Source organism: Streptomyces sp. NPDC048290 (assembly GCF_040652095.1).
Taxonomy (GTDB): domain Bacteria; phylum Actinomycetota; class Actinomycetes; order Streptomycetales; family Streptomycetaceae; genus Streptomyces.
This window is the reverse complement of record NZ_JBEZLM010000028.1, coordinates 59454-73389: the sequence shown is the minus strand read 5'-3', so window position 1 is coordinate 73389 and position 13936 is coordinate 59454. Positions and strand designations below refer to the sequence as shown.

Sequence of the window (13936 nt, the reverse complement as noted above, 5' to 3'; positions counted from 1 at the left end):
CTCCCGTTCCGCCGCGCCGCTCCGGCGTCCGGCGCGCGCCGGACGCCCCCAGTGACTAGCGTGAGGTATCGGGATACTTCTGACGAGCGGAGGGAGCGCCGTCATGACCGTGCAACCCCAGGGAACCCCCGTCTGGGCCGACGCGATGTTCGCGGACGTCGAGGGGGCGAAGAACTTCTACGGCGAGGTCCTCGGCTGGACCTTCGGCGAGGCCAGCTCCGAGTACGGCAACTACACCCAGGCGTTCGCGGACGGCAAGGCGGTCGCCGCCGTCGTCCCGCCGATGCCCGGCCAGGAGGGCACCTCGCAGTGGTGTCTGTATCTCGCCTCGCCCGACCTCGCCACCACCGCCGCCGCGATCCGGGCGAGCGGCGGCCAGGTCCTGATGGAGCCGATGCAGGTCGCCGACTTCGGCTCGATGTGCATCGCGAGCGACCCCGGCGGTGTCGTCTTCGGGGTCTGGCAGGCCGGTACGCATGAGGGGTTCGAGGCGTCCAAGGAGCAGCCCGGCGCCTACTGCTGGGCCGAGGTCTTCACCCGCGACCCGGCGAAGTCCGACGCGTTCTTCCCGGCGGTCTTCCCGTACACCGCCCAGCAGATGGCGGGCGACCAGATGGACTTCCGGATCTACCGCGTGCAGGGCGAGCCCGTGCTCGGCCGGATGAAGATGACGGAGGACTTCCCGCCCGAGGTGCCGCCGTACATCAACGTCTACTTCAACGCGGCCGACGTCGATGACACCGTGGCCCGCGCGACCAAGCTCGGCGCCGTCCTGCGGTATGGACCGGTGGACAGCCCCTTCGGCCGGTTCGCCGCGCTCAGCGACCCGTACGGCGCGAACTTCTCGGTGCTCGACACCACCCGCCTGACCGGCGAGGCACCGCCGCTGACCGACGTCTCCTAGACACCGCCTCTGACCGACGTCTCCTGGCCACCGTCCCTGACCGACGTCCCTGGCCCCTCCTGGGCGCCGGACCGGTCCCGGGGGCGGTCATGGCATGATCGGCACATGCGTGAACGAGTGGTGGCCGCGTGCGACGGGGCTTCGAAGGGGAACCCGGGACCGGCGGGCTGGGCGTGGGTGGTCGCGGACGACACGGAGGCCCCGCGCCGCTGGGAGGCCGGGCCGCTCGGCCGGGCCACCAACAACGTCGCCGAACTCACCGCCCTGGAGCGGCTGCTCACCGCCGTCGACCCCGAGGTGCCGCTGGAGATCCGGATGGACTCCCAGTACGCCATGAAGGCCGTCACCACCTGGCTGCCCGGCTGGAAGCGCAACGGCTGGAAGACCTCCGGGGGCAAGCCGGTCGCCAACCAGGAGCTGGTGGTGCGGATCGACGCACTGCTCGACGGCCGCAGCGTCGAGTTCCGCTATGTCCCCGCCCACCAGGTCGACGGCGACCCGCTCAACGACTTCGCCGACCGGGCCGCCAGCCAGGCCGCCGTCGTCCAGGAGCCCGCGGGCAGCGACCTCGGCTCCCCGGTGCCGCCGCCCTCCCCGGACACCCCCACCGCGAGCGCCCCGCGCCGCAAGCCCGCCCGCAAGACCGCAGCCGCCTCCTCGTCGGCGGGCCGCACGCTCAAGGCCAAGTACCCCGGGCGCTGCCCGGTCTGCGGGCGGTCCTACGCGGCCGGGGAGACCATCGCCAAGAACGACCAGGGCTGGGGTCACCCGGAGTGCCGCTCCGGCGCCTCCTGACCGCCCGCGTCCCCCCGCTGCCGCCGTCCCGCTCGTGGCGTCGTCCACGCGCCCGGAAGGACACCCTCCGACTGCTACTCTGCGTTGTCAATCGACCGCTTTAAGTGACTTCCAGAGGTGTCCGTGAAGGTCGTCTGCGTCGGCGGCGGGCCCGCCGGCCTGTATCTGTCGATCCTGCTGAAGCGGCAGGACCCCACCCACGACATCACCGTCCACGAACGCGACCCGGAGGGGTCCACCTACGGGTGGGGCGTCACCTACTGGCGCGGACTCCTCGACAAGCTGCACGCCCACGACCCCGAGTCCGCGCTCGCCATCGACGCCGGCTCGGTCCGCTGGAGCGACGGTGTCGCCCATGTCCGCGGCCTCGCCACCCGGCACAGCGGCGACCAGGGCTTCGGCATCGGCCGCCACCGGCTGCTGGAGATCCTCGCCGCCCGCGCCCGCGAGATGGGCGTCCAGGTCGACCACCAGCGCGAGATCACCGCCGACCGGCTGCCCGACGCCGATCTGGTGGTGGCCGCCGACGGCGTCCGCAGCGCCCTGCGCACCCGGCACGCCGACGCCTTCGGCACCGAGGTCCGCTCCGGCCGCAACCACTACATCTGGCTCGGCACCACCAAGGTCTTCGACGCCTTCACCTTCGCCTTCGTGGAGACCGGCCACGGCTGGATCTGGTGCTACGGCTACGGCTTCGGCGCCGACCGCTCCACCTGTGTCGTGGAGTGCGCGCCCGAGACCTGGACCGGCCTCGGCCTGGACCGCGCGGGCGAGGAGGACGGGCTCGCACTGCTGGAGAAGCTCTTCGCCGACGTCCTCGACGGCCACCGCCTGATCGGCCGCTCCTCGACCGACGGCGCCGCCCAGTGGCTCAACTTCCGCACCCTGACCAACCGCACCTGGCACCACGGCAACCTGGTCCTGCTCGGCGACGCCGCCCACACCACCCACTACTCCATCGGCGCCGGGACCACCCTCGCCCTGGAGGACGCCATGTCCCTGGCCGGTGCCCTGCGCGACCGGCGGGACCTGCCCCGCGCCCTCGCCGCCTACGAACAGGAGCGCAAGCAGGCCCTGCTGCCGGTCCAGAGCGCCGCCCGCTACAGCGCCCAGTGGTACGAGAACCTGCCCCGGTACATCGGACTTCCCCCCGACCAGATGTTCGCCCTGCTCGGCCAGCGCCACTCCCCACTGCTGCCATACGTCCCGCCGCAGCTGTACTACCGGCTGGACCGGGCGGCGGGACGGCTGGAGCCGCTGCGGCGCCTCAAGCGCTGGCTGGGACCGAGGGTCGCGCGGGCGGTACAGGGCCGGGCGACGGCGGGCCGCACGCAAGGGGACTGAGCGCGCAAGGGGACTTGAGCAGGCAAGGGGACTGAGCGCGGACGGTGTCTACGGCCGGCCGTCCGCCAGCGCGGTCAGCTGCCGGTCGTGCACCCGGCTCAGCAGCGTCAGCGACACCACCGCGCCGATCAGCGCGCAGAACATGTCCCACTGGGTGTCCCAGACGTCCCCCTGGGTGGCGAGGAACGCGTCCGCCGCCTCCCCGCCGATCACCGCCGCCGCCCACTCCAGCATCTCGAACACCGCGCTGAACGCCAGACACGCGCACACCGCCAGCGGCGCCAGCCACCGGCTGCCCCGCAACGGCGAGGTACGCACCAGGAGTTCACGGACCAGGATCGCCGGGACGAAGCCCTGCATCAGATGACCGAACCGGTCGTACGGATTGCGCTCCAGGGCGAACGTGTCGCGCACCCAGTCGCCCGCCGGGACCTCGGCGTAGGTGTAGTGCCCGCCGAGTGCCAGCACCAGGGCGTGCGCGGTGAGCAGTACGCACAGCAGCCCGGTCAGCGGGAACCGCCGCCACATCAGCACGATCAGCGGCAGCCCCAGGAAGATCCAGAACGTCTCCAGGAGCCAGGTCGCCCGGTCCGCCGGGCCCCAGGCGGACACGGCGACACCGGCCACCACCACCCCGGCCAGCACGGCGGGCAGCCGGGTGCGGCGCGGGCCGGGACGGGTGACGGGCAGAACGGGGGCGGCGGACATCACAGGACTCCTCGGCTGGACCTCGATCGGCGAGCCCCATCGTGGCGCCGCCCGGCCGCCCCGGCATGAGTACGGCTACTCAGCCGGACCTGAGCCCTGCGGACGCCCCTTCCCACGGGCGCCGCGCAGCGCGGTCAGACAGGAGGCGATGGCCTGCTGGAGATCCTCAAGACGGGCCAGCATGTCGTCCTCGTAGAAGTCCTGCGCGTCGTCGAAGGTCAGCTCCTCGAATGCCTTGGTCGCCTTCTGGAGACTGCTGTAGAACTTCGTCCGGCGCTCGCTCACCCGCAGCTCGGGATCGGCCTGCACGGTCTCCGCGACCATGTTCTTCATCGTGTCGTACGCGTCGGACGCCCACTCGCCGGAGTCCTCGTCCTCCGCCAGCTCGTCGATCAGCGACAGATGCCGCTCCGCCTCGTGCCGTACGTCGGCGGGCGCGTCCACGGTCTGTCCGGCGGGTGTCTTGATCTGCCCCGACTCGGCGATCTGGCGGACATAGCCGATCCGGTCGGCGGACCGGCTCTCGGTCGCCACCGCCTTCTTCAGATCGTCCGTGCGCACCACGTCCCGGGCCAGTTCCGCCTGGAGTTCCGGGTCCTCGCGCACCCGGTCCAGCAGGGCCCGGCGGGCGGCCTGCGCGGTGGACGGGTCGGCCAGGATCGCGGCCCGCAGCGCGGTCGGGTTCTCGGCCACCTCCAGCGCCTTGGTCGGCCGGATGCCCTCCGCCTCGGCGGCCTCGGCGATGGCGGTGCCCCGCTCGGAACCGGCGCTGTTGCGCGAGCTGTAGTAGCCCAGCCAGACATCGGCGTCCGGCAACTCCACGTCCTGGCCCGGCTCCAGCGCCTCGAACTGCGGCACCATGCCGTCGTCGGCGGCCCGGTCCCACGCCCGGTAGTACCGCATGACCCGCTCCGGGGAGCAGTCCGCCAGCGCCGCGAACTCCTTCGCCGACACCTTCACCGAGCCCGCCGGGGCCTCGTCCACGCCCTGTCCGCCGGGCCGCACGTTCCGCGCCACCAGCAGCGCGAACGCCCAGCCGCCGGTACGGGCGTAGACGCCGAACGTGCGGGCATCACGAGCGACCAGGTCGCTGGCAGCGGCGACCTCGGAGACCCCGTCGAGGGGCGGCACGGGGGCGGGTACGGCGGCCATGGCGGGTACGGCGGAGGGGGCCGGGTCGGCGGGCGGGGCGGTCGACGGACCGGCCGCTTCCGTAGCCTCGGCCGCTTCCGTCGCCTCGGACGGATCGATCGCCTCGGTCGCCTTGGTCGCCTCGGTCGTCAGGGTCACGAAGAACACTCCTGTGGGGCGGGGAACAGTGCTGCGGACATACAGACAGGCAGCCTATATGCACCCATTGACCGTGGTTTGCGCACCCCGCACCGCACGTGCCCCCGGAGGCGGACAGTACCCGGCGTTCAGTCCACCGGTGGGCGGAACGTCCGCAACACCGTCGCCAGTGCCTCCCGGTTGGCCCGGTCCGTCCAGTCCGCCGCCGGTGTCGTCCAGCGCACCGAGTACCCGATCCCGCCGCCCGCCGAGACGCCCCGCCCGAACGTCCGTACCCGGGTGCCGTCCACGTCGGCCAGCCAGTCGATGTCCGCCGCCTTGCGCCCCTGATACGTCGTCGGCTCGATCTCGCCGATCCGTTCGTAGCCGTCGGTCTGCTCCAGACCGGGTTCCACGTCGTCCCGCCAGACGGCGACGGGATCGGGGCCGACCCGCTCGCTGTAGGTGACCGTCAGGGTGCGCGGATCGCCCTCGGCGCCGAGCACCACCCGGTAGGCGAGGTCGGAGACCTTGTCGGTGGCCAGGGCCGTCCACCCTTCGGGCAGCGCGACCGAGAACCCGAGCGGTGAGGTGAACGTCCGGAACCCTGCGGGGAGTCCGGAACGGGAGGGAGTGGGGGAGGGGGACGGGGGCTGGGACGGGGGAGGAGTGGGCGGTGTGGTGGGCGGGGCCGATGCCGACGGGCGGGGCGGGGGCTCGGGCGCGGCGGCGGAGCCCCCGTCGCCGGACGGCTGCCGTACCGCCGCCGCCACGGCGACCGTCACCCCGGCCAGCGCCAGTGCCGTACCGGCCACCAGCCACCGCCGGTTCCACCGGGACCCGGCGTGCACGGCGGAGGCGTACGCGTGGCTCAGCCGGGGTCGGGGGCCGGCCGGCGGGACCGCCTCCGGGTCGGCGCTGAGCACTCTGACCAGCGCGTCACGTGTCACCGGGCGGCTCAGCCGTTCCCGGGAGTTCTTGCGGAGCAGGCCCGTGATCACCTGGGCGAGCGGACCCGCCCGCAGCGGCGCCCGCAACGGCAGCCGGTCCACGCCCCGGAGCGTGGCCTCGGGCCGGTCCCGGTCCCGGAACGGCGGACGCCCCTCGACCATCGTGTAGAGCAGCGCGCCCAGCGCCCACAGATCAGCGGCCGGACCCACCCGCTCGTCCCGCGCCTGCTCGGGCGAGGCGTACGACGGTGCCGTCAGCCGGGGCGCGAGGGTCGCGCCCGCGAGACCGAAGCCGAGCACCAGGAGCGGACCCCGGTCCGGCACGAACACCTGGCCGGGGCTCAGCTCCCCGTGGGTGATGCCCTCGCCGTGCGCCGCGTCCAGGACGTCGAGCAGCTCAAGACCGAGCCGAGCCGCCCGGACATAGTTGAACGACCCCTCCTCCGCGAGGAGTCCGGACAACGGTGTGCCGCCCGGCCACTCGGTGGCCGTCCACAGGCTGTCCCCGTCCGCGAAGGTCTCGATCACCCCCGGCACCCGGCCTGGGGCCAGCGCGCCCATCGCCTCCGCCGTGCGCAGTATCCGCCCGGTCGCGCGCCGGGCGGTGCCGTCGCCGCTGCCGGGCGGCAGACCGACCCGGGTCAGCAGACACGGGCGGCCCGCGTCGACGTCCTCGCCGTACCAGCTGACGCGGTTCGTCTCCTGTTGCACCGCGTCCAGCAGCCGGTACCGCCCGGCGACCAACTCGTGCGCGACGACATGCGCCTCGGCCATGCTCATCCCTCACTGCACCCCGCTCCCACCTTTCCCACTGGTACGCAGCCGGTGACGGCCGGTGTTCAACGAGAACGGCAACTGGGCGCAGATGTTCCGGGTTTCCCGGCGCGGGCGGGCGGTTCGGGCCTTCCGCAGGTCAGAGCAGGCCGAAATCCGCCGTCCAGCGGGCCATCTCGGCCGGTGCGGTGTTCCCGCCGCACACCACCAGACCCAGCCGGGCGTCGTCGCCGACCCGCTCCAGAATTCGCCGGGACGCGGGCAGCAGACAGCCCGCCGCGGGCTCCACCCACAGCTTGGCGTGCTCGGCGAACTCCAGACAGCCCCGTACGGCCTCCCGGTCCGGCACCACCAGGACCTCGGTGACCAGCGCCGCCACATGGTCGTAGGTGAGCTGGGAGACCGCCGGGGCGGAGAGGGTCGTCACGATCGACGACGGGGTGATGGGGACCGGGCCGCCCGCGCGCAGCGCCTCGGACATCGCCGCCGCGCCCTCCGTCTCCACGCCCCAGATCCGCAGCCCCGGCCGCCGGGCCCGCAGCGCCGCCGCGACCCCGGCGATCAGCCCGCCGCCCCCGATGCTCACCACCACGTCGGTCAGCTCCCCGGCATCCGTGTCGAACTCCAGCCCGACCGTGCCCTGGGCCGCGATCACCACCGGGTCGTCGAACGGGTGGACCAGGGTCAGCCCCTCGTCCCGCAACCGCCCGACCAGCTCGAACGCCGACGCCATCGAGTCGGTCAGCCGCACCGAGGCGCCCGCGTCGCGCGCCAGCTCCACCGACCGCGCGGGCGCGGTGCGCGGCATGACCACGGTGGCCTTCACATCCAGCGCGGCGGCCATCACCGCCAGCGCGATGCCATGGTTGCCGCCGCTGACCGCGACCACCCCGGCCGCCCGCTCGGCCTCGGTCAGCGCCAGCAGCCGGGCCGTGGCACCGCGCGCCTTGAACGACCCGGTGCGCTGCAACAGCTCCAGCTTGGCGGTCACCGGGACGCCCAGCAGGGCGGACAGCCCCGGGCTCGGCACGGTGGGCGTGCGCACCACATGCCCGGCGATCCGCCCGGCCGCCGCCTCGATCTCGGACACACCGATCACTTCTGCCACCTCGTCGCTCACGGTCCCTCGGTCCTCTTCCGCTCGTATGGGGTCTGACGCGGTCAGTGCTGCTGCGGCTTGGCCGCGGTCGCCTCGCTGGGGCGGACGACGACATGGCCCTGGCCCTGGAGCATCAGCTGCACCGCCTCACCGGACCCGCCGCGCAGCATCGAGCCGACCGACTGGGAGCGGTGCAGGGACGTCTGGAGCCCCGCCGTCCAGCCGACCACCGCGTCCGTGTCCACGTACACCGGCGACTGCGGGGCGACCGGGATGACCAGCGGACTGCCCTCGCACACCAGCCCCAGGCGGCCGTATCCGGTGAAGACGCTGTTGAACAGGCCGCCGCCGGTGATGCCCGCGCCCTTCACGGTCGCGATCCGGTAGGCCAGCGTGGGGTCGAAACACAGCACGTTCCGCCCGTTCACGGTGAACTCGTCGCCCTGCTCCAGCTCCACGATGAAGCAGTTCTGGGCCTCCTGGGCGAACCATGCCTCGCCCTGGCCGCGCACCGACATCAGGGGCAGCCCTTCACCGGTGACGGCTCGCTTCAACATGCCGCCGACGCCGCCCTGTCCCTTCCGCTCGAACTGGAGGCCGCCCCGGTAGGCGACCATCGCGCCCTGCCGGGCCAGCATCTCGCCGTTGACGGTGTACCTGATGCACTTCGTGTTCTCGATCGTCATGCCCGGCGCGGTGGCCGGCTGGACCATGTACTCACTGGAAAAGAGGTCGCCCTTCATAGGGGCATCGTGTCCCGGATGTGGTCCTTCCGGCAAAGCCCCGCCCACCTGTGGCTCTCTACCCGCCGAACAGCTGGGTCCAGTACGTGCCCGACCGGCCGCCGCCCGCGAAGCCGATGCCGATATGGGTGAAGTCCGGCTTGAGGATGTTGGCGCGGTGGCCGGGGCTGTTCATCCAGCCCGTGACCACCTCGGGGGCGGAGCGCTGGCCGCAGGCGATGTTCTCCCCGATGGAGCGGTGCCGTGAGCCCGCCGCGGCGGCCCGGTCCCAGGGCTTGCCGCCGTCCGGCGCGGTGTGCGCGTAGAAGTCCCGGGCCACCATGTCGGCGCTGTGCGCCTGCGCCGCCGCCGCGAGCAGGGTGTCCGGCGTCAGCGGACGCAGGCCCGCGCGGACCCGCTCCCGGTTGGTCAGCTCGGTCACCTCCGCCGCCGTACGCGCCAGGTCGGCCGGGGTGGCGGGGCGGGCCCACAGCGCCGTCCAGAACAGGTCGCCGCTGCGGCGCTCCGTCGCGTACCCCAGCCCGGCGTGGGTGAAGACCGTGTCGTACAGCGTGCGCCGGGGCTGCTTGCCGCGCTGGAGGTAGGTCACGAACTCGCCCGGCGTCCGCGGCCCCGACACCAGATGCTCGCCTATGGTCAGATACGCGAACCCGGCGCCGACGACCCGCTGGTACACCGCGACCCCGTCACCGCCCTCCACGCCGAGCCGCCCGGCCGACGCCATCGCGGCGGCGTGCGCCCGCGCGGCCGACGAGAGCCGGGCGTCCAGCACGACGGGCGGTGCGCCGGCCTGGGCGCGGGCCGCGTTGACCAGCCCGAGGTAGCCGTCCGGATCGGCGGACGCCGGGGGACGGGACGTCGGGGGAGGAGCGGATCCCGGGACACGCTGGGCCGGTATGAACGGCTGTGGCGCGGGCGCCGGGTCCTCGGTCACCTGCACGCCGAAGTCCCGGGCGAGCCCCGCCAGCCCGTCGCCGTACCCCTGGCCGAGGGCGCGGAGCTTCCAGAGGTCGCCTCGGCGGTAGATCTCGGCCAGCAGCAGGACCGTCTCCTGCCGGGGCGGCGGGGGGACGAACCGGGCCACCGGGCGTCCGCCCGGACCGGTGACCTGGAGGGCGGGGGCGGGCAGTCGCCCCAGGGGCGTACCGGGCTCGGCGGCGCTCACCACGATCGTGACCCGGGTGGCGCCGGGGCGCAGCGCGGCCGGGTCGACGGTCAGGGCGTCCCCGCCGAGGCGGGCGCCGGGGGCGGCGGGCTGGTTGAAGAACACGAAGTCGGCGTCCCCGCGGACCTTGCCGTCGTCGCCCGTGACCAGCGCGGACACATCGAACGGGCCCGCGACCCGGAGGACCAGCGGCCCGGTGGGCAGGGCCACATTCCCCCCGGGCACCAATTCGCTCATGCCGCCGCCCTCACCCGATCGCCCGACCCGCTCACGCTCACGAAGCGGATCTTTCCCGGACAACGCCCCGCGCAAAGCCGTGGTTCCCACGGGAACCCTGAGGAAACCCCCACGGAGACCCCACGGAGACCTTTACGCCGACCCCCACGGAGACCTGTGCGCGGACCGCACGGAGACCCTTGCGCGGAGACCTGTGCGCGGACCGCACGGAGACCCGTGCGCGGAGACCTGTGTGCAGACCCCGGGAACCCGTGTGCAGACCCCCAAGGAGACCCTTACGCAGACCCCCGAGAAAGCCCCAGGCCACACGCTCCCCGGCGGCCCCCGGCGAACCCCGGCGGAACTCCCGGCGAACCCCTCAGCCCCGCCCATCCCCGCGCACGCTCACCCCACCCGCTCACCCCACCCGTTCCAACCGCACCGCCCAGCTCCCCCAGTCCCCCCGGACGATCTCCAGCTCCAGCCCGTACTCCATCAGGACCGTCCCGTGATGCACGGTCCCGCTCGCGGTGTCCCGGTACAGCGCTCCCGCCGTGAGCCCCCGCAACCGCACCGGCCACCGCGCGGCCCCGTGCCGCGCCCCCCGCTGCCATGCCAGCACCAGCGTCTCGCCGCCGTCCCCGGCGACGTACTGCACCACCGTGGGACCCTCCTGGTCCGGTCCGGCCGGGCGGTACAGGTGCCCGTGCTGGACCAGGTGCCTGACCTGCTTGTAGAAGGCGACCAGGTCCGCCGCCTCCGACAGCTCGGCCTCCGACCAGGTCGACAGGTCCCCGCCGAGGCCGAGCAGCCCCGCCATCGCCACATGGAACCGGAACGACAGCGGCACCGACCGCCCGGTGAGCTGGTTGGGCGCGTCCGTCACCCATGCCGACATGACCCGCGGCGGATACACCTGGCCGAAGCCGTGCTGGATCGCGATGCGGTCCTCGGCGTCGGTGTTGTCGGAGGTCCACGCCTGGTCCGTACGGGACAGGACGCCCAGGTCGACCCGGCCGCCGCCGCCCGCGCACGCCTCGATCCGCAGCGCCGGATGGTCGGCGCGCAGCCGGTCCAGGACGCCGTACAGATTGGTCACATAGCGGGTCCACAGACGGTCCGCGCCGTCCGGTTCGCCCGGCCAGGACGCCTCGCCGAACGCGCGGTTCATGTCCCACTTCAGGAAGTCCACGGCATGGTCGCCGACCAGCCGGGTCAGCCAGCCGTACGCCCAGTCGGCCACGTCGTCGCGGGCCAGGTTCAGGACGAGTTCATGGCGCATCAAGGTGCGGTCGCGGCCGGGGACGTGCAGGACCCAGTCGGGGTGGGCGCGGTACAGGTCGCTGTCCGGGTTCACGTTCTCCGGCTCGACCCAGATCCCGAACTTCATCCCGAGCCCGTGCACGGTCTCGGCGAGCGGGCCGAGCCCGGCCGGGAAGCCGTCCGCCGACGGTGTCCAGTCGCCCAGTCCGGCCCGGTCGTCACGGCGGGCGCCGAACCAGCCGTCGTCCACCACATACAGCTCCACGCCCAGTTCGGCGGCCCGTTCGGCGAGCGCCTTCTGGCTGGTCTCGTCGACGTCCCAGCCGGTCGCCTCCCAGGAGTTGTAGAGCACCGGGGCGGTCTCGTCCGGATGCGGGACGACATGGTCGCGGACGTACGTGTGCCAGGCACGGCTCGTCGCGCCGAAGCCGCCCTCGCTGAACAGGCCCGCGAACACCGGGGTGGTGTGCTCCTCGCCCGGGGCGAGCGGTACCCGTACCCCCTCGTGGCCGCCGCCGCCGGCGAAGGCGGCCCGGCCGTCGGGGGTGCGCTGGGCGGTGAGCCGCCAACTGCCGCTCCAGGCGAGGGCCGCGCTCCACACCCGGCCGTGCTCCTCGGTGGTGTCGCCCGCGTCCACCATCAGCCAGGGGTTGGCGTGGTGACCGGTCACCCCGCGCCGGCTGGTGAAGGTCGTCTCGCCGTACGGCAGCGGCTCGCGGCGCAGTTGGGTCTCCGCCGACCACTGGCCGGTGACATGGCTGAGCCGGTAGCCGGGCAGCGGTGGCAGCGTCCACGTGGCGGAGTCGGCGCGCAGCACCTCGACGCGCTCGTCCCCGGCGTTGCGCAGCACCGTGTGCCGCTCGATCACATCGCTGTCCTCGCGCACCCGGTAGTGCAGGGCGACCTGGAGCGGGTAGCGGAGGTCGTGGAAGCGCAGCACCAGCTCTTCCGTGCCGGGGGCCGGGGTGCGGACCTCATGGCCGGTGTGCTGCCAGGTGAAGCCCCGGGTGCCGTCGGCGTAGCGGACCTGGAGCGCGGGCGGCCCGTAGTGCACGCCGTCGTCCGCGGGCAGTTCCTCGCCCACCGCGCGACGGCCCTCGAAGCTGCTGTGCGGCTCCCCGACGGGCACGGTGAGATCCGCCGCCTCGGCCGGGGTCAGCCGGGGCCCCCACGCGACATGGCCGGGCGCGCCGGTCTCGTCGATGCGCAGGGCGTACGACGTGCGCGGGGTGGTCAGCAGCCACACCCCGGTGTCGGGTGCGTGGGAGATCAGCGGCATGGGGCCTCACGTTCCAGGCTGGGCAGATGCTGACCCCTAGAGAACGCGACCTTCGATCAGCTGTCAACGGGTCGGTGACATAGGCACATTGCATGGTTGATGCAGGGAGCAGTCACAGTTTCAACTGATTCTGTTTCTTTCATTGACAGCGGAAAATAAGGGACCTAGGTTCCCGGCCATGCAGTCGACCCCTCCTGGACGGCCTGTCGAGGCCGCCTTCCCGGCACAGACCCCGGCCGCCGCCCAGATCTTCACCACGGTGCTCTCGCACGGCCCCCTCACCCGTTCCGGGGTCGCCGACCGCACCGGGCTGTCGGCCGCCGCGGTCACCAAGGCGGTCCGGCCGCTGATCGAGGCCGGGTATCTCGTGGAGGACACCGACGACGCCCGCCGCGCGCTCGGCCGCCCCGCCAACCCGGTCCGGGTCGACGCCGGACGCGCGCTGTTCATCGGGGTCAAGGCCACCGGCGACGAACTCATCGGCGTGCTCACCGACCTGTGCTGCCGTATCCGGGTCGCCCGTCATCTGCCGCTCACCGACCCGGCGCCCGGCGCCGTCCTCGCCGCCCTTGCCGGACTCGTCCGGGAACTGCTCACCGAGGCCGAGGGGTTCGGCGTCCCCGTGCTCGGCCTCGGCCTCGCCGTGTCCGGCGATGTCGACCGCGCCGAGGGCGTCGTGCGCTACTCGCCGTTCCTGGAGTGGCGGGACGTGGCGCTCGCCGAACTGGCCACCATGACCACCGGACTGCCGGTCACCGTCGAGAACGACGTCCGCGCGCTCACCGTCGCCGAGCAGTGGTTCGGTGCCGGGGTCGGCCTGGACGACTTCGCGGTGGTCACCGTCGGCGCCGGGATCGGCTGCGGACTCGTGGTGCACGGCCAGGTCGTCGCCGGGGCGCACGGAGTGGCCGGGGAGATCGGCCATGTCGCCATCGACCCCGCCGGACCGCTCTGCCACTGCGGCAACCGCGGCTGTGTCGAGGCCATCGCCGCCGACGCCGCCATCCTCGCCCGCGTCCGGGAGACCACCGGCGCCGCCGTCACCGACACCGCCGAGGCCGTCGCCCTCGCCCACCGCGGCCACCCCGGGGTGCGCGAGGTGTACGCCGCCGCCGGGACCGCCATCGGCCGGGGCATCGCCACCGTCGCCAACCTCCTCGGACCCCAGCGGGTCATCATCTCCGGCGAGGGGCTCGCCGCCTACGACCTGTTCGCCGAGCAGATCCGGGACACCTTCGCCGCCTACGCCTTCGGCTCCGCCGCCCGCTGCGACGTCCAGACCCGCCCGCTGCCCTTCGAGGAGTGGGCGCGCGGCGCCGCCGCCACCGCCATCCAGAGCTTCATCCGGTCCGAGACCGGCTCAGACACCCACCGGCAGCGCCTCAACGGCGCCGCCCCGCGCGCCCAGCACGCGCACTAGCACGAGG

General features: G+C 73.4%; 11 protein-coding genes. 4 read left to right on the top strand and 7 right to left on the bottom strand.

The annotated features are described in order from the left end of the window. The first annotated feature begins 103 nt into the window (after positions 1–103). The 3 genes from AB0D49_RS34990 to AB0D49_RS34980 all read left to right on the top strand — a co-directional run bounded on the left by AB0D49_RS34990 (position 104) and on the right by AB0D49_RS34980 (position 3043). Complete coding sequence (locus AB0D49_RS34990; RefSeq protein WP_362765847.1) at positions 104–904, top strand: VOC family protein; 801 nt, start codon at positions 104–106, stop codon at positions 902–904. A gap of 105 nt (positions 905–1009) precedes the next feature. Then, on the top strand, positions 1010–1699 hold the full coding sequence (locus AB0D49_RS34985) for a ribonuclease H (RefSeq protein WP_362765844.1): 690 nt from the start codon (positions 1010–1012) through the stop codon (positions 1697–1699). Positions 1700–1822: 123 nt separating this feature from the next. Next, complete coding sequence (locus AB0D49_RS34980) at positions 1823–3043, top strand: FAD-dependent monooxygenase (RefSeq protein WP_362765996.1); 1221 nt, start codon at positions 1823–1825, stop codon at positions 3041–3043. A 48-nt stretch (positions 3044–3091) separates the two neighbouring features. Here AB0D49_RS34980 and AB0D49_RS34975 read toward each other — a convergent pair whose 3' ends face one another. The 7 genes from AB0D49_RS34975 to AB0D49_RS34945 all read right to left on the bottom strand — a co-directional run bounded on the left by AB0D49_RS34975 (position 3092) and on the right by AB0D49_RS34945 (position 12509). Next, positions 3092–3751, bottom strand: coding sequence for a DUF2238 domain-containing protein (locus AB0D49_RS34975; protein ID WP_362765840.1), 660 nt, complete (start codon positions 3749–3751; stop codon positions 3092–3094). A 75-nt stretch (positions 3752–3826) separates the two neighbouring features. Beyond that, positions 3827–4903, bottom strand: coding sequence for a hypothetical protein (locus AB0D49_RS34970; RefSeq protein ID WP_362765993.1), 1077 nt, complete (start codon positions 4901–4903; stop codon positions 3827–3829). A 266-nt stretch (positions 4904–5169) separates the two neighbouring features. Continuing rightward, positions 5170–6750, bottom strand: coding sequence for a serine/threonine-protein kinase (locus AB0D49_RS34965; protein WP_362765837.1), 1581 nt, complete (start codon positions 6748–6750; stop codon positions 5170–5172). 133 nt (positions 6751–6883) lie between these two features. After that, on the bottom strand, positions 6884–7843 hold the full coding sequence (locus AB0D49_RS34960; RefSeq protein WP_362765990.1) for a threonine/serine dehydratase: 960 nt from the start codon (positions 7841–7843) through the stop codon (positions 6884–6886). Between the two features lie 62 nt (positions 7844–7905). Further along, entirely contained in the window at positions 7906–8586 is a 681-nt protein-coding gene (locus AB0D49_RS34955; protein WP_362765834.1) for an AIM24 family protein, read from the bottom strand. 58 nt (positions 8587–8644) lie between these two features. Continuing rightward, complete coding sequence (locus AB0D49_RS34950; RefSeq protein WP_362765831.1) at positions 8645–9988, bottom strand: CAP domain-containing protein; 1344 nt, start codon at positions 9986–9988, stop codon at positions 8645–8647. Between the two features lie 397 nt (positions 9989–10385). Next, a complete protein-coding gene (locus tag AB0D49_RS34945) occupies positions 10386–12509 on the bottom strand; it encodes an alpha-galactosidase (RefSeq protein WP_362765828.1) in 2124 nt (707 codons plus the stop codon). Between the two features lie 178 nt (positions 12510–12687). On the opposite strand from AB0D49_RS34945, the gene AB0D49_RS34940 reads away from it, so the two are divergent. Continuing rightward, the gene (locus tag AB0D49_RS34940) at positions 12688–13929 is read left to right on the top strand and encodes an ROK family transcriptional regulator (RefSeq protein ID WP_362765825.1); all 1242 of its coding nucleotides are present in this window, start codon (positions 12688–12690) and stop codon (positions 13927–13929) included. The last annotated feature ends 7 nt before the right edge of the window (positions 13930–13936 follow it).